Genomic DNA, 15,403 nt, shown 5'->3' with positions numbered 1-15,403 from the left:
AGCAGCACCTATCTAGGTCAGGAGAAGACCGTGAACTACCCCAACCAGCAGTACCCGGCCCAGCCGCAGCAGCAGTACCCGCCGCAGTTCCCCCAGGCGCCCGCCCCGCAGTACCCGCAGGCACCCGGGGGCTACCCGCAGCAGCCGTACGCGCAGCCGCAGTACCCGGCCCAGCAGTACCCGCCCCAGGCTCAGCAGCAGCCGGCCGCCCCGCCCCTGGCGACGGGCACCCTGGACGACTACTACTCCCAGCCCTCGGCAGCCTCCGGGCCGTCGCTCAGCTGGGCGAACGCCGCCCCGGGCACCACCGTCGTCGGGATCGTGGCGCGCGACGTCACCAACTCCGACATCCAGCAGCAGACGAACCCCCAGGGCATCCCGCAGACCTTCCGCGACGGCCGGCCGAAGTACGTCATGAAGGTTCCGCTCAAGGTCCCCGCCAGCCAGTCCCACCCCGAGGGTGAGGCCACCTGGTACGTCAAGGGCCAGGCCCGCGACGAGCTGGTGCGGGCGATGGCCGAGGCCGGAGCCACCGAGAAGGCCCCCAAGGCCGGGGCCCAGGTCGCGGTCACGCTGGTCGGGAAGCGCCCCAGCGGCGCTGGCTACAACCCGTCCAACGTGTTCCAGGTCGTCTACACGCCGTCGGGCGGTGGTGCGGGGGCCCAGGCTCCCGCGCCGCAGCAGCCGGCCCAGCAGTACCAGCAGCAGGCCCCCGACCAGGGCCAGCAGTACCAGCAGCCGGTGCAGCAGGCCGCTCCGCAGGGTCAGGCTCCGGCCTACCAGCCCTCGGTCGACCAGACGATCCAGCAGCAGGGGGCCACCGGTCAGCCGGCCCCCGCGTGGGCGCAGGACCAGCAGCAGCCCCAGGGTCAGGCTCCGGCCCAGGCCCAGGCGCAGCCGCAGTTCCAGCAGCCCTCGCAGGGCCAGCCCGGCCAGCAGCTGCAGGCGCCGCCTGACTTCAACAGCGAGCAGGCGGCGCTGCTGGCGCGGATCTCCGGTCAGAACGCTCAGCCCGGCGGGGCTCCCGCCGCCTGAGCATGACCACGATCCTCGCGGAGATCACCCCCGGCCACCAGCAGATCGCGCTGGTGGCCGGGGGCTCCGACCCCGAAGTGACGGCTGTCGCGGCCAAGAAACTGCAGACGCTCACTCCCCTCTTCTCGAAGTCCGACCCTCCCGGCGGGCTCGTCGTGCCCGCCACCTGGCCCGCCGTCGTGCAGCTCGCCGAGACCTTCGGCGCCGCCTGGCACCCGGGCCCCGTCCTGCAGGAGTGGATCCGCGAGCAGGTCACCGCGCGCACCGCCGCGCCCCCGACCCTCTACACCCCGCCCGACGGCCTGACCCCGTTCCCCTGGCAGAGCACCGGCGCCGCCATGATTGCGGCCACCGGCGCCGCGCTGATCACCGACGAGCCCGGCACCGGCAAGACCATCACCGCCATCCTCGGGCTGGTCGAGCGCGCCAGCATCACCGCCCAGGACGGCCCGGCGCTGGTGATCTGCCCCGCCTCGGTCATCGACTCCTGGGTCGATGCCTGGCGTACCTGGGCGCCGCACGTGCGCACCGTCGCCTGGCGCGGGACCCCGAAGGTCCGCCACGCCCTGGCCGGCACCGCGGACGTGTACGTCACCAGCTACGAGACCGCGCGCACCGACTCCCCCAGCGGGAAGAAGGGCGTGCTCACGCAGCTCGGCGCGCAGTACGTCGTCGTCGACGAGTGCCACCTGATCAAGAACCCGACGTCAGCGCGGTCCCAGGCCGTGCGCCGGCTGACAAAGAAGGCCACCGGCGCGGTGGTCGCGCTGTCCGGCACGCCGATCACCCACCACCCGGGCGACCTGTGGGCCAGCCTCGACGCGATCAGCCACGACGCCTGGCCCAGCCGCGAGCGGTGGGTGAAGCGCTACTGCACCACCCTCGAGACCGACTACCGCCAGGAGATCCTCGGCCTGGCGCCGCACGCCGAGGAGGAGTTCCGGCTCACGCTGCTCGGCCAGCAGCGCCGCGTGGCCAAGGCCGACGTGCTCACCCAGCTGCCGCCGAAGGTCTACAGCGTCCGCACCGTTGACCTGACGCCCACGTGGCGCAAGGCCTACGACGAGTTCGAGGGCCAGATGCTCGCCACACTGCCCGAGGGCGCGGGCGAGCTGTCAGTCATGGACGTCCTGGCCAAGGTCAACCACCTGTTCGCACTCGCCAGCGCGCCGGCCGACGTCGAGATCACCTTCGGCCCCGACGTCAGCGAGGTGACCGGGCAGCCGAAAGAGCACGTGCACCTCGAGCTCAAGGCCCCATCGTGGAAGGTCGACGCGCTGCTCGAGATCCTCGAGGAGCACCGCACCGACGAAGGCCGCAGCCCGATCGTGGCGTTCGCGCCTTCGCGCCAATTGATGATGCTGGCAGGCAAGGCGGCTACCGCAGCCGGCTACACGGTCGGGTACGTCGTCGGCGAGCAGACGCCGAAGGCCCGCACCGAGGCCGTGCGCGCGTTTCAGGCCGGCGAGCTCGACCTGATCTGCGTCACCACCGGCGCCGGCGGCGTCGGCATCACGCTCACCGCCGCGCGCACCTGCGTCTTCCTGCAGCGGCCCTGGTCGCTGGTCGAGGCCATGCAGGCCGAGGACCGCTGCCACCGCATCGGCTCCGAGCGCCACGACTCCATCGAGGTCATCGACATCGTCGCGCGCAACACCATCGACACCCGCGTGCGCGCCGTGCTCCGCGAGCGCGCCGGGCAGCTCTCCGACCTCGTCCAAGACCCCCGCGTCGCCGCCGAGCTCCTCGGCGGATCCACGAACACCGACAACCTCGAGAGGCAGGCCTCATGAAGATCCCCAGCTGGAACGGCCCAGGCACGAAGCGACCAGGCGAGTTCAAGGCCCGGTGCCGCAAGGAGCGCTGGGTGCCGCTCAACTGGCTCCTCGAGCAGCCCCACGAGCAGCAGCCCGACACCACGACCACACAGTGGGACCGGGACCTCAAGGTCGAGGTCGCGCTCGTGCAGTGCGACTTCGATGCCACCGACGCGGCGAGCTATCTGGCCCACATGGCCGAGGTGCACAACAAGAAGCCCCGCGGTCCGCGGCAGCTGAAGCGCGGCACGGGCCACTGGCGCGCGCCGCAGCTGAAGGACGAGGGGCAGCCGCTCAAGCCGAGCACCAAGGCGATCGCCGCGCGCATCGAGACCTGCGAGGGCTGCGGCCTGGTCGCCGAGGTCGACGAGACCGCCGCGAGCGTCCTGTGGTGGGACCAGCACCTGCAGATGTGCGTCGAGCGCGAGCGGGCCGCGTCATGAGCGGCGCCGAGCAGCTGATCGACCTGCGCGTCATCGGCATCGACCCCGGACCGACGCCCGGCATCGTCGTCCTCGAGTACGCCGGCGGCCAGGCCGTCGGGCGCGACGTCGTGCAGTGCACCTCGGGCATCGCGCCGTACCTGCTCGGCTCGATCCTCGACGACGCCGTCGTGCGCACCCTCGTCCAGGTCGAGAAGTTCGTGGTCTCCGCACGGTCGGCCCGCAGTTCCAGCGCCGGCGCTGGTGCCGTGACCCGCGACCTGGTCGGGCGCCTGGCCGGCGAGGTCACCGACTACGGCCGACGACACCCCGAAGTCGTAGTCGAGTACGCCCAGCGCCCCGCCGTGGGTGTGAAGGCCTGGGCCACCGATGACCGGCTCACCGCAGCCGGGCTCGTCGACGTGTGCAAGGGGATGCGCCACGCCAAGGACGCCGCCCGCCACGCGCTGTACGCCGCCACGGCGGACGGCGGCATCCGGGACCCCCTGAGCCCTCACGCAACGAGTCAATCGCCCACGAAGGACGTGACCCGATGAGCGCCACTGTCTGCGTAGACCTATGCGCCAGTTGTAGTTCGGCGGTTAAGACCTTCGCCAACCTACAAGTCGTGGGCGACGAGAAGCACCTCACCGACCGCTGGACGCCGCCTGGCGGCTGCACCTGCCTCTCCACTGCCGTGGACCCGTCTTGCCCGCTCTGCTTCGCCGACGAGCTGATCTGCAAGCCCTGCGGAAGCCGCGCTTTCGGTCCCCAAGGCGGTGCGTCGTGAGCCGCCGCAGCAGGCGTCTGGACCGCGAGTGGGACCTCGGGGTCCTGGGCCTGGACAAGCGCCAGGCCCGGCGCTTCCGCCGTCGCCTCGCTCGTCGAGGCGGTGCCTCGTGAGCGCCAGCAGCGTCCGCGCCTGGCCCTGTCCCGCGCGTGGCTGCGGCGCCGAGGCAGGCCAGCCCTGCCGTACCGCGAAGACGCGACGGATCACCGACACCCATGCCGACCGACTAGAGAACCCGGCTCACGCGCCCGTGCAGCAGGTCGAGTGCCTCTGGTGTGGCGCCAAGCCTGGCGAGGACTGCCGCGGAGACGGCTCCGGCTGGCACCTGAGCCGCTTCGACAGCCTCGAGCGCCTGACCACCCCCACCAACACCAGCCCCAGCGACGGGGCACGAGAGGACCGATCATGACCGGCCCCGCCATCGACATCGACCACATCGAGAACCAGCGCGCGTGGAGCATCCGCACCTTCGGACCACGCCACAAGCGCGGCCCCCTCGGACCCCTCGCCCACATCCGCAAGGAGCTGGACGAGGTAGCCGCCGAGCCGCACGACCTGGAGGAGTGGGTAGACGTGATGATCCTGGCCCTCGACGGCGCCTGGCGTGCCGGTCACGAGCCCGAGCAGATCATCGCCGCCATCAAGGCCAAGCAGGCGAAGAGCGAGGCCCGCATCTGGCCGGACTGGCGGGGCGTTCCCGCCGATCAGGCCATCGAGCACGTGCGGGTCGACCAGTGACCGCCGCCGAGACCCCGCGCACCGACGAGCGGGCGACGCTGAGCGAGGTGGTCGAGGCTGCCCACGCCGAGATCCACCGCATCTGCCAGGGCGGCGACGAGCGGTGGCGCATGAGCATCCCGGCCAACCCGACCCGAGACAGCGACCTGATCCTGACCGCCGCGCTCGACGGACTCACCGACCGCCTCGCTGCTGCCGTGGCGCGGGCTGAGGCCGCAGAGGCGAAGGTTGCCGCCGTCAAGGCGCTGTGCGGTGACCACGCGATCTTCGCTGACTTCGGCGAGCCGCCCGAGGAGGACGTGGTTCCGGGAGTGCGGGAGTCCGACTTGCTCGCCGCGCTGGGCTCCGCGACCACCGAGGAGGCGCCGGGCGTGGGCGCAGCGTGGGGCGTCGTGCTCGACGACGCCGGCTCCACCGACCAGTACGACACCCGCGACGAGGCCGAGCGCGCCATGCAGCTGCACGGCGGCCTCTACGTCACACGGATCACCGCCGTGCGGGTCACGCCCACCACCGAGGAGGACCGATGAGCGACCACCGATCCGCCGAGAAAGAGCAGGTTAGGCGGCCCGAGCCACTGCGCGATGAGTGGCGCGACGGGGAGGCGGTGTGGACTATCGAGGCCCACGATGACCAGCCCATCGCGGAGGGTCAGAAGTACGCCGCTGACCTGCGCGTCCTGGTGCTGCTGGACGGCGAGCGAGTCCGCGAGTTCACCTACCCCGCGTACCGCATCTGGACGTTGCTCGCGCACTGGACCGAGGGGATCGAAGTCCTCGCCGCCGAACTCGGCTTACCGGCCGGTAACACCACACCCGCCGAGGGTGGTGAGCCGTCGTGAGCTTCCCCCAACGAGCGGTCCCCGACGAGCAGGCGCGAGCCTTCGACCGCGCGGTCTGCAAGCGCCTCGGCATCGACTCCGCCATCGTCGCCGAGCACACCTTCTCCGCAGGGTTCGAGGTGACGAGCGGCGAGAGGCTGGGCAAGCTCATCGTCTCGCTCGACGCTTACCTGCCCGCCGACGAGATCGTGGCGGTGTTCAACGCAGCCACCGTCGCACCCGAGGACGGTGAGCCGCGTGGATGACCTGATGACCGCGATCGGGGTCCTGATCCTGGCCGCCGGCATCTGGGCTGCGCTGCTGCACGGCGTGCGTCAGCTCGGCCGAGCGTGGAGGGGCGAACGATGATCGCTCCAGACGGCGTCGTCGAGACCCTGATGGGCGCCTGCCGTGACCACACCCTTGGCCCCGACGCCATGCGCTGGGCGCCTCCTCCGCTGAGCCCTGCCGAGCAGTACGCCGTCGAGCTCGACGCGGCTCTCGCACCCACAGCCGCGGTCTACGCCGTCGTGGCCCCAATCTTCTCCGAGGCGTTCAACGCCGCCCTGAACCGAATGGAGTCCTCGCCGTGACCTACAAGTTCGCAGCCCGCTACCCCGGCCGGTGCCCGTCGTGTCGGGAGTCGATCGACATCGGCGACGACCTGGCCATGGACGACGAGCAGGCCGTGCACTTCGACTGCGCCAGCTCTCGTCCGGCCGCGGCAACGCCTCGCGAGGTCTGCCCCCGGTGCTTCATCGAGCGCTCGGTGAACGGTACGTGCGGGTGCGACCTATGAGTGGTGTCCGCAACGTCTCGCGTCTCGAGGCTCTAGAGACCGTCCAGCGACGCACGCAGCACGAGGTCTCTGCGGCCGTACGAAGGGGAGACCGCGCCGAGCTGCGCCGCCTGCTGCCGCTGGGGCAGGCCTTGGCCCGCGAGATCGCCGCCCTGCGGCCGCCGGAGCCTGTGAAGCTGCAGCGCGCCGACCTCGTCGGCGAGCGCCTGGCCGAGCTCGGCGTCACCTCGCACGAGGTGAAGGTGTGGGCCTGCGAGCGCGGTCTGATCGAAGCCGTGAAGCGCGGCCGGATCTCGCGCGAGCTGGTGGAGACCTACGCCGCCGCCCGCCCCGTGGTGGAGCCCGCGTCATGAACCGCAAGGTCAAGCGCGGCAGCTACCGCCGGTCGTGTCCTCGGTGCGGGTGGCAGGGCACCTACGACACCGCGGCGAAGGGCGACTACGCCAAGCGCCGGCACTCCTGCGCTCGACACCAGGCGAAGGCCGCGGGAGCCGAGCGTTACGCCTCACGTATGGCCGCCGTTGACCGAACGCCGAAGCCCTGCCTGCACAAGCAAGCCGACCACCAGCACGGCACCTACGCCTGCTACACCCTCGACGCCTGCAGGTGCGCGCCATGCGTCAGCGCACAGCGCGCCTACGAGGTCGACCGGGTCCGGCAGAAGGCCTACGGCCGGTGGAACGGCCTCATTGACGCCGAGCCAGCACGCCAGCACGTGCAACGCCTGATGGCCGCCGGGATGGGCCTCAAGCGCATCGTCGTCGTCTCAGGGGTCTCCCAGGGCGTGATGTGGAAACTGCTCTACGGCGTACCGCGCACCGACGGCACACGGCGCCCACCACAGCAGCGGATCAAGCCCACGACCGCCGAACGGCTGCTGGGCCTCGAGCTCGACCTGGCCGACGGCGCGCTGGTCGCCAACACCGACACCGCACGCCGGCTGCAGGCGCTGGTCACCAAGGGCTGGTCCATGAGCAAGCTCGGGGCCCTACTCGACGTCTCCCCGGGCAACTTCAACCCGGTGGTCCTCGGCCGACGCTCGCAGGTGACGGCCGGCACCGCCCGACGCGTACACGCCCTCTACCTCGAGCTCGCCGAGCAGGCACCGCCTGAGGAGACCCACCACGACAAGGTCGCGGCCTCCCGCTCTCGGAACTACGCCGCCGCGCGCGGATGGTCCGGTCCCCTGCGCATCGGCGGGCGTCTGCACGTCGGGCCGGCGCTGCCGTTGCCCGAACTGGAGGATGCCGAGGTACTCGCGCTCGACGAGACGGCGTACGACGAGGCCGCCGTTGCTCGGCGCCTCGACGGTGACCGCACGGCACGCATCGGCAAGGCCGAACGCGTCGAGATCGTGCGCCGCGCGCGAGCCCTCGGGTGGTCGCTGCTGACCATCGAGCGCCGCACAGGGGTCACCAAGCCCGAGCGCTACCTCGAGCCGAGTTCACGCCCTCATGACGAACCGGGCCAGAACGTCCGTGCGTGCGGTGAGGCTGGTCATCAGCACCAGTGCACCGACTGCGCCGGGGTTCTCCCCCCCGCCACCACCCAGCCGGACCGATCAGCAGGGAGCAGCCGCAGCGCATGACCGACGCACCCCCACCATCGCAGCCGGGCTTCGACCCAGCGCAGGGATCAGACCAGCCCTACAAGCACGCCGTGGCCGACTACGCCCAGGCCGGCTGGCCGGGCATCATCCCGGTGCCGCCCGCCACGAAGTCCCCACCACCGAGCGGCTACACCGGCGCCGAGGGGCGCGACACCGACCCGCTGCAGCTGGTGCGCTTCGCCACCGAGTACCCGCACTACGCCGTCGCGCTGCGGATGCCAATGTTCACCGACGCGCCGGGCTCCGGCTGGGCCGTCATCGGCATCGACGTCGACCAGTACGCCAAGACCAGCACCCTGCCCGACGGCACCGTCAAGACCGTGCACAAGCGCGGCGCCGAGACCCTTGCCGTGCACGAGCAGCAGTGGGGCCCGCTGCCGCCGACCTGGACCTCGACGGCTCGCGGCTCGGCCGAGGGCCCGGGCGTCTCGGCCATCCGGTTCTACCGGGTGCCCGCGCAGCGCTACGCCACCGTGCTGGCCACCCCCGAGACCTCCGACGTCGAGATCATCCAGCACCACCACCGCTACGCCGTGGTGTGGCCGAGCCGGCACAAGGACGCCGGCGTCTACTGCTGGTACGACCCCCAGGGCCGGCCCAGCCCGGCACCGCCCAAGCCGGTCGAGCTGCCCGAGCTCCCGGCCGCGTGGGTCACCGGCCTGGCCGAGGGCGCCAGCGCCGCCGGGCCGCCCTCGGCCGCGCACGCCGACGGGCGCCAGCTGCTCGACCAGCTGCTCGAGGACTGGCAGCCCGAGTGCGCAGACATCACCTCGGCCCGGATGACCGCGTCCGCCGACCTGCAGGGCGCCGAGTCCGGCTCGCGCCACGACGTCATGACCGCGCGGATCCACCACCTGGTCCAGATCGCAGCCCAGGGTCACACCGGCGTCGCCTGGGCCCTCAACGAGCTGCGCGAGATCTGGTCACAGATCACCGCCGGGGAGGACCGGCTCGAAGAGTTCGAGCGGATGCTGCTCTCCTCGGCGCGCAAGGCGGTCTCGGTCGTTGGGCTGCAGCAGGTCCCCCGGGACCCCTGCCTGCTCGTGGCCGGCTTCGCAGCCCCACCCGACTCCCCTCCCGGCAGCGAGCCGGACCCCGACCTGGCGCTGGCCGAGCCGCCGCGGTGGCTGTCCACTCGCGAGGTCATCGGCGTGGCCGCGTTCGACCCCAACGCCGGCACCGACCAGTCGCTGGCCGAGAAGGTGCTCGAGCGGACCTACCCCGCGCTGCGCCACGCCTACGATTCCAAGGGCTGGCTGCTGCGCGCGCCGGACCGCTGGGAGTTGTTCGGCGACCTGTCCTCGTGGGCCGTGGCCCAGGTCGCGCCGCTGATGCCGGTCGGCGACCCCACCGCGGAGAAAGGCAGCGAGCAGCTCGCCCGCCACCAGCGCCGCTCCCGGCTGATGTCGAACGCCGGCGCCCGCGCGGTGGCCGGCAAGATGGCCTCGCTCGTCGCCGGCGGCATGCACCCCGCGGCCATCGCGCTGTCCAAGCTCGACGCGGAGCCCGAGATCCTGTGGGCCGGCGGCATCGCCTGGGACCTGCGCGCCAGCGGCGAGGAGCCGACCCCCGCGCAGATCGACCCGGCCACCCCGCACCTGCGCACCGCGGCCGTCGTGCCCCAGGCCGTGCCGACGCCGCTGTGGGACGCCTTCCTCGAGGCGGTGTGGCCCGAGCCCGACGTACGGGCCTGGGCCATGCGGGTGCTGTCGATCTCGGTCTCCGGCTACGCCGACCGCGCGCTGCCGATCCTGCTCGGCGAGACCGGGCGCGGCAAGACGCAGGTGCTGGCGCTGATGATGAGCGTCCTCGGCTCCTACGCCCACGCCGCCAACCCCAAGCTGCTCAGCGCGAACACCAACGAGCACGACACAATCGTCTTCGACCTCAAGGGCCGGCGGCTCTCCTTCATCGACGAGGCCCCCAGCGAGGCGAAGGCCGGCCAGGAGCGTCTCAAGCAGCTGACCGGTGGCGGCGAGCTGACCGGGCGGCAGATGAACCAGGACCCGATCACGTTCGTGCCCAGCCACACCTTCGTGCTGACCTCGAACGACGAGCCGGTCCTCACCGACCCGGCCGTGCGCTCGCGCACCCGGCTCATCCCCTGCGCCGGCGACCCCGAGGCGGTGCGGCTGACCAGAGCGGCCATCGGGCACTTCTCCGGGCCGGCGTGGAAGGCCGAGGCCCCCGGCGTGCTGGCCAAGCTCATGGCCGAGGTCGCAGGCTGGCTGGACGACCCCACGACCGGGCACACGGCGGCTGCTCCCGAGCACATCCGGTACCTGGCCGAGAACTTCGGCGCCGAGCAGGACCCGGTGACCGTGTGGGTGGCCGAGGAGACCGAGCCCTTCGAGCAGGGCACCCCGAGCCGCGAGCTCTACCAGGCGTTCACGGCCTCCTGCCTGCGCAACAACCTGCGCCGCGACGCCATCCCCAGCGAGACGAAGTGGGGCCGCAGCCTGACCCGCCTGGGCTACCCCAGTGCCTCCACCGGCCGGCACAAGGTGCGCCGCCTGCGTGTCCGGATGGGGGGCTTCCTGCCGGGTATGGAGCCACTGCCGGGTTTGGAGGGCGCAACCCGGCAGTCCGAGGGCCAGATCCAGCCGAGCACGCCGGCCGGGCCCGAAACGGCCGCTCCGACTGCCGGGTTGGACGGATCGACTGCCGGGTTTCTGCCGGGTTCAAACCCCCAACCCGGCAACGCATCGCCGCAGGTCAACCCCAGTGACTCCGTCGATACTGCCGGGTTTGCCGGGTTGTCAGAGGGACTACACACACATGCACACACACATGCACACGTGAACAGCGATCTGGACATGCCCGCGAACCCGGCAGTCAGTCCGTCAGCGGAACCGCCGGCGTACGACCCGGCGCGTGCCACGGGGCTCGACAACATCGACGATCGACCGAACCGCGACGGATACGTACCCGACCCCAACTGGCGAGAGGCCCACGCTGCCGAGCTTGAAGCCGGGCGCTACTCCGGGGGGCTGCAGGACCCGCTTCCCGAGCCGAAGCGGAAGACCAAGCCGCGCTCGGCCGAGGCGACGGCCAAGGCGGCCGCGCTGCGCGAGGAGAAGCGGCAGGCCGCGATCGCCGAGGCGGCCGGCGAGCAGGTGACCCTGCCGGCCGTGCTGCTGCGCGACGGCACCCTGCGCCACGCCAGCACCAGCGACGCCGACGCGCTGCTGGCCACCATCACCACCGGCGAGCACGGCGAGCTCACCGTCGACGTCGAGCACACCGGGTATCCGCTGGGCCACGAGCACTTCACCCTGCGCACCGTGCAGCTCGGCGGCGAGAGCTTCGCCGTGGTGCTCGACCCCAGCGACCCCGAGCAGGCCGCAGTCGTACGACGCCACATGGCCGCCGCGCCGATCCTGCACGCCCACTCCGCCACCGCCGACCTGGTGCCCCTGGCCGACGCCGACCTGCTCGGCCCCGACGGGCTCGACGGTGCCTGGGAGCGGATGCACGACACCGTGGTGCTGGCCAAGCTCGCCGACCCCGCCTCCACCGGCTCCGACCCCGGGCTCAAGGAGATCTCGGCGGCCATGCTCGGCACCTACGGGCTCTCCGCCGAGGCCGAGGACGCCCGCAAGGTGCTGTTCAAGGCCGGCAAGTGGCTCACCGACACCGAGGCGACCACGCCGATCGAGCGCTCCGGGTGGGCGCAGGTCGACCCCACCTGCTCGACGATGGTGCGCTACGCCGCCAGCGACGTGCTCGACGACGCCGCCATCGCCGCCCGCCTGCCCCAGCCCGAGCCCGCCCTGCTCGAGCGCGAGCGCACCGTGCAGCGGATGACCGCGCGCGTGGCCCACCGCGGCCTGCGCATCGACGGCGAGCACGTGCAGCGGCTGCTGGGCGAGCACACCGCGGCGCGCAGCGCCTGCGCGGAGAGGGTCCGGGAGATCTCCGCCGGCGCCATCGAGAACCCCGGCAGCAACCCGCAGGTCGGCCAGGCCCTCGCCGACCTCGGCGCCCCGCTGCCGCGCACCGCGACCGGCAAGCCCTCGGTGGCCAAGACCGTGCTCGAGCCGCTGCGCTCGGCCGAGGGCACCGTGGGCGACCTGGCTCGCGCGGTGCTCGACTACCGCCACCACGACACCGCCATCGGGACCTTCCTCGAGCCCTACCACCAGCTGGTGCACAACGGCGACGGCCGAGCCCGCCCGACCGTCTACACCCTCGGCGCCGACACCGGGCGCATGTCCTGCGTGCGGCCCAACCTGCAGCAGGTGCCGCGCGAGGGTGGCTTCCGCTCCTGCATCACCGCCGACCCCGGCCACCTGCTGATCTCGGCTGACTTCGCCAACGTCGAGCTGCGCGTGGCCGCCGCGCTGTCCCAGGACACCGGGCTCATGGCGATGCTGGGCGACGGCGTCGACTTCCACTGGATGGTCGCGCGCCAGGCCTGGGGCCCCAACGCCACCAAGGCCGACCGGTACACCGCCAAGCGCGGCGTCTTCGGCCGGATCTACGGCGGCGGCGTGCCGACCCTGGCCGCGCAGATGGCCGTCTCCGAGCCGGTGGCCCAGCAGGTGGTCGACGCCCTTGACGCCCTGACCCCCGGCCTGAGCGAGTGGTCGCGGATGGTGCGCGAGAACGTCAAGCACGGGCTGACGAAGTTCCCGACGTACTCCGGGCGCACCGTGCACCTGCCGCCGGAGTTCCCGCACAAGGCGCCCAACTACTGCATCCAGGGCACCGCCCGCGAGCTGCTGGTCGACGCCCTGATCGGCTGGTCGAAGACCCGGTGGAGCAACGCCACGCTGCTACCCGTGCACGACGAGGTGGTGGTCACGGTTCCCGAGGACGAGGCCGAGCAGGCCACCGCCGCGCTGGTCGAGGTGATGGGCGCCGAGCTGCACGGGGTGCGCATCGTGGCCGAGGCCAGCGAACCTTCCTACGCCTGGAGTGATGCCGCATGAGCGAGTCCGAGCCCATGCCCTGCGAGCGCTGCGGGAAACCCCATGCCCGGTGCTCGGCGCACCGCCGAGACGGCGAGCCCTGCGGCCAGCCGGCCATGCGCGGCCAGGCGGTCTGCAAGATGCACGGCGGCAAGAGCCGAGGCGCGGTCGAGAAGGCCGAGCAACGCCAGGTCGAGGCCAAGGCCCAGGCGGCGATCGACAAGCTGTGGGTGGGCCTGGCCAACGCCACCCCGGTCAAAGACCCCGTCGAGCTCCTGGCGCGCATCGCCGGGTCGCTCGAGCACATGGCCGACCAGGTCGGCACCAAGGTCAACGAGCTGCGCGGCGTCGGCGGCGGCGAGCACCTGACGCAGCTGCGCGCCGAGGTGGTGCTGCTCGAGAAGCTGCTCGGCCACCTGCGCGCGGTGGCCAAGGACATGGCCCAGCTGGGCATCGACGAGAAGGCCGTGCGCGTCGACCAGCAGATCGCCGACCTGATGGTGGCCGCGTTCATGGCCAGCCTCGGCGTGCTCGAGCTGCTGCCCGCCGACCGGTCCCGGGCGATCGAGGTCTACCTCGAGCACCTCGGCTCGGCTATCGGCGCCCCGCCCGAGACCCCCGATCCACCAGCGACACCCGACACCGAGGAGACCCAGCGATGAAGGCCACGATCACCGTCACCCAGACCATCGACATCGACCTCGACACCTTCCACCCGACCGTCGCCGTCGACATCGAGGCCGAGGAGGGACTGCCGCACAGCCTCGTCATGGCCGCTGTGAAGAACGGCTGCAAGGCGACCATCAAGTCGATCGAGGAGCAGCAGCGATGAGCGCCGAGGACTACGCCATCGTCACGGATCTGGAGCGGGCAGAGGTGGTGCTCGACCAGGTCGCTGCGCTGGTCAACACCTGGCGCGATCGTGCACGTCAGCCCACCTTCGACCACCTTGACCGCCTGGTGTGCGATGCCTACGCCGCCCGGGCCGACGAGGTCAGCCGCGTCCTCATGGGCAGGCTCGCCCCCGCGTCGCCACCGCGCGATCGGGCCATGTGCGAGCCCCGCCCCGAGGCCACGGCCACCATCGCGCCGCTCGGCCAGGTCATGGTCCATTGGGACCCGCCGGAGGAGGCGGTCTGCGAGCGCTGGCTGCAGCTCCGCGCAGTCGACGAGTTCGTCGTCGACTGTGATGCCGACGGCAACCCGGTCACGGTCCGGGCGGTCTACCGGATGCCGCAGCTCTGGGAGGGCGACCAGGCGTGATCAACGACGAGTACCAGTGCCGCTGGGCCGGCGACGACCGACCACGGATGCTGCGCAGCCACCTGCGCGACTGCAACGCCTCGGGCTGCCCGGGCTGCCAGCCCTGCCCCGAGCGGCACTGCCGGGTCTGTGCCCGCGAGCACGTCACCGTCGACGGCCGCGGCTACGACCAGACCTGCGGCGCCTGCCTGGCCGCGACCCGCTCGACCATCAAGCGCGTGCGCAGCGTCACCGCGCTGATGACCACCGCCGCCCTCGAGCGCGGCACCAACAGCCTCGCCGCCCTGCACGCCGGACCGACCGCCAACGTCGAGGCCTGGGGCCACGTCTACGCCTCGCTCAAGGCCGGGCGCCTGTGCCGCTGCCGCACCGTGCGCGGCCAGCGCTGCCCCGCCACCTTGCCCGAGGCCGCCGGCCCCCTGTGCGCCAAGCCGCTGTGCGCGCACGCCTCCTGCATGCGCATCCGCGGACTGTGCCCCGACCTCATCGCCTGGACCCTCGACTGCCGCGACGAGCTTCACCCGCTGTGGGTGCTCGGCATCTGGGACTTCAACGTCCGCGACCACTACGGCCACCTCGTGCCCGAGGACGGCGACCACGACGAGCGCCGCCTGACCCTCGACGACATCGCGGCCTACCTCGACACGCAGCTGACCGCGCTGGCCCACGACGAGGACTTCGCCTTCGAGGACATGGCCGCCGAGATCCGCCGCTGCGCCGCCCACCTCGACCAGGTCCTCGAGATCGCGCCCTTCACCGAGACCGGCGCACCCTGCCCGGTGTGCGGACGGGCCGACCTCGAGAAGTCCTACGGCACCGACGAGGGTGACGACCGCTGGACCTGCCCGAAGTGCGCGGCCTGGTGGACCGAGAAGGACTACCGCGCCAAGGTCACCGGCACCTACGTCGCCTTCGCCCCCGCGCTGACCGCCAGCCAGATCAGCCAGCAGTACCGGGTGCCCGAGTCCACCGTGCGCCGGTGGGCCTCCGGCTGGCGCGACCGGCACGGCGCCCAGCATGACGCCGTCGTGCGCCGCCACGGCTTCGACGGCAGCCGCCGCCAGCTCTACGACGTCGCCGACGTGCTCGCCCAGCGCGACCGCGACGCGGCCGACGACACCGCCGACGCCGGCTGAACGGCGCCACTGCCGGGCGGCTCGCGCGGTGCGTGTCGCCTCGGCCCACGCTCGCGTGTAT

At 72.2% G+C, this 15,403-nt stretch carries 16 protein-coding genes; all 16 read left to right on the top strand.

The features are described 5' to 3' along the window. The first annotated feature begins 30 nt into the window (after positions 1-30). A complete protein-coding gene (locus ABKW28_RS12945; protein ID WP_348610196.1) occupies positions 31-1,035 on the top strand; it encodes a hypothetical protein in 1,005 nt (334 codons plus the stop codon). 2 nt (positions 1,036-1,037) lie between these two features. After that, entirely contained in the window at positions 1,038-2,828 is a 1,791-nt protein-coding gene (locus ABKW28_RS12940) for a DEAD/DEAH box helicase (RefSeq protein ID WP_348610193.1), read from the top strand. Next, entirely contained in the window at positions 2,825-3,295 is a 471-nt protein-coding gene (locus tag ABKW28_RS12935) for a hypothetical protein (RefSeq protein ID WP_348610190.1), read from the top strand. Before ABKW28_RS12940 ends, ABKW28_RS12935 begins: the two co-directional genes overlap by 4 nt. Then, complete coding sequence (locus ABKW28_RS12930; protein ID WP_348610187.1) at positions 3,292-3,831, top strand: hypothetical protein; 540 nt, start codon at positions 3,292-3,294, stop codon at positions 3,829-3,831. The genes ABKW28_RS12935 and ABKW28_RS12930 overlap by 4 nt, the downstream gene beginning before the upstream one ends. Positions 3,832-4,469: 638 nt before the next feature. Further along, positions 4,470-4,802 carry a dATP/dGTP pyrophosphohydrolase domain-containing protein gene (locus tag ABKW28_RS12925; protein WP_348610184.1) on the top strand — a complete coding sequence of 111 codons (333 nt, stop codon included), beginning with the start codon at positions 4,470-4,472 and terminating at the stop codon, positions 4,800-4,802. Next, entirely contained in the window at positions 4,799-5,332 is a 534-nt protein-coding gene (locus ABKW28_RS12920) for a hypothetical protein (protein ID WP_348610181.1), read from the top strand. The genes ABKW28_RS12925 and ABKW28_RS12920 overlap by 4 nt, the downstream gene beginning before the upstream one ends. Further along, positions 5,329-5,643 carry a hypothetical protein gene (locus tag ABKW28_RS12915; protein ID WP_348610178.1) on the top strand — a complete coding sequence of 105 codons (315 nt, stop codon included), beginning with the start codon at positions 5,329-5,331 and terminating at the stop codon, positions 5,641-5,643. Before ABKW28_RS12920 ends, ABKW28_RS12915 begins: the two co-directional genes overlap by 4 nt. Then, a complete protein-coding gene (locus tag ABKW28_RS12910; protein ID WP_348610175.1) occupies positions 5,640-5,888 on the top strand; it encodes a hypothetical protein in 249 nt (82 codons plus the stop codon). Before ABKW28_RS12915 ends, ABKW28_RS12910 begins: the two co-directional genes overlap by 4 nt. A 99-nt stretch (positions 5,889-5,987) precedes the next feature. After that, positions 5,988-6,215, top strand: coding sequence for a hypothetical protein (locus tag ABKW28_RS12905; RefSeq protein ID WP_348610173.1), 228 nt, complete (start codon positions 5,988-5,990; stop codon positions 6,213-6,215). Between the two features lie 202 nt (positions 6,216-6,417). Then, a complete protein-coding gene (locus ABKW28_RS12900) occupies positions 6,418-6,774 on the top strand; it encodes a hypothetical protein (protein ID WP_348610170.1) in 357 nt (118 codons plus the stop codon). After that, positions 6,771-8,009: a hypothetical protein gene (locus tag ABKW28_RS12895; RefSeq protein ID WP_348610167.1), complete on the top strand. Its 1,239-nt coding sequence runs from the start codon at positions 6,771-6,773 to the stop codon at positions 8,007-8,009. Before ABKW28_RS12900 ends, ABKW28_RS12895 begins: the two co-directional genes overlap by 4 nt. Further along, positions 8,006-12,964 carry a DNA polymerase gene (locus tag ABKW28_RS12890; RefSeq protein WP_348610164.1) on the top strand — a complete coding sequence of 1,653 codons (4,959 nt, stop codon included), beginning with the start codon at positions 8,006-8,008 and terminating at the stop codon, positions 12,962-12,964. The genes ABKW28_RS12895 and ABKW28_RS12890 overlap by 4 nt, the downstream gene beginning before the upstream one ends. Then, positions 12,961-13,605 carry an HGGxSTG domain-containing protein gene (locus ABKW28_RS12885; protein WP_348610161.1) on the top strand — a complete coding sequence of 215 codons (645 nt, stop codon included), beginning with the start codon at positions 12,961-12,963 and terminating at the stop codon, positions 13,603-13,605. The genes ABKW28_RS12890 and ABKW28_RS12885 overlap by 4 nt, the downstream gene beginning before the upstream one ends. After that, positions 13,602-13,775, top strand: a complete 174-nt coding sequence (locus ABKW28_RS12880; RefSeq protein ID WP_348610158.1) for a hypothetical protein — start codon at positions 13,602-13,604, stop codon at positions 13,773-13,775. The genes ABKW28_RS12885 and ABKW28_RS12880 overlap by 4 nt, the downstream gene beginning before the upstream one ends. Then, complete coding sequence (locus ABKW28_RS12875; RefSeq protein ID WP_348610155.1) at positions 13,772-14,206, top strand: hypothetical protein; 435 nt, start codon at positions 13,772-13,774, stop codon at positions 14,204-14,206. The genes ABKW28_RS12880 and ABKW28_RS12875 overlap by 4 nt, the downstream gene beginning before the upstream one ends. Beyond that, a complete protein-coding gene (locus ABKW28_RS12870) occupies positions 14,203-15,342 on the top strand; it encodes a hypothetical protein (protein ID WP_348610152.1) in 1,140 nt (379 codons plus the stop codon). Before ABKW28_RS12875 ends, ABKW28_RS12870 begins: the two co-directional genes overlap by 4 nt. The last annotated feature ends 61 nt before the right edge of the window (positions 15,343-15,403 follow it).

Origin of the sequence: Nocardioides sp. 31GB23, assembly GCF_040012395.1 — a bacterium.
Taxonomy (GTDB): domain Bacteria; phylum Actinomycetota; class Actinomycetes; order Propionibacteriales; family Nocardioidaceae; genus Nocardioides; species Nocardioides salarius.
The sequence above is the reverse complement of the archived record's forward strand: the minus strand, read 5'-3'. Positions and strand labels throughout refer to the sequence as shown.

Coding starts and splice junctions, on each gene's coding strand:
- ABKW28_RS12940 (WP_348610193.1), top strand. CDS start 1,038: ATGACCACGATCCTCGCGGAGATCACCCCCGGCCACCAGCAGATCGCG.
- ABKW28_RS12935 (WP_348610190.1), top strand. CDS start 2,825: ATGAAGATCCCCAGCTGGAACGGCCCAGGCACGAAGCGACCAGGCGAG.
- ABKW28_RS12930 (WP_348610187.1), top strand. CDS start 3,292: ATGAGCGGCGCCGAGCAGCTGATCGACCTGCGCGTCATCGGCATCGAC.
- ABKW28_RS12925 (WP_348610184.1), top strand. CDS start 4,470: ATGACCGGCCCCGCCATCGACATCGACCACATCGAGAACCAGCGCGCG.
- ABKW28_RS12915 (WP_348610178.1), top strand. CDS start 5,329: ATGAGCGACCACCGATCCGCCGAGAAAGAGCAGGTTAGGCGGCCCGAG.
- ABKW28_RS12905 (WP_348610173.1), top strand. CDS start 5,988: ATGATCGCTCCAGACGGCGTCGTCGAGACCCTGATGGGCGCCTGCCGT.
- ABKW28_RS12900 (WP_348610170.1), top strand. CDS start 6,418: ATGAGTGGTGTCCGCAACGTCTCGCGTCTCGAGGCTCTAGAGACCGTC.
- ABKW28_RS12895 (WP_348610167.1), top strand. CDS start 6,771: ATGAACCGCAAGGTCAAGCGCGGCAGCTACCGCCGGTCGTGTCCTCGG.
- ABKW28_RS12890 (WP_348610164.1), top strand. CDS start 8,006: ATGACCGACGCACCCCCACCATCGCAGCCGGGCTTCGACCCAGCGCAG.
- ABKW28_RS12885 (WP_348610161.1), top strand. CDS start 12,961: ATGAGCGAGTCCGAGCCCATGCCCTGCGAGCGCTGCGGGAAACCCCAT.
- ABKW28_RS12880 (WP_348610158.1), top strand. CDS start 13,602: ATGAAGGCCACGATCACCGTCACCCAGACCATCGACATCGACCTCGAC.
- ABKW28_RS12875 (WP_348610155.1), top strand. CDS start 13,772: ATGAGCGCCGAGGACTACGCCATCGTCACGGATCTGGAGCGGGCAGAG.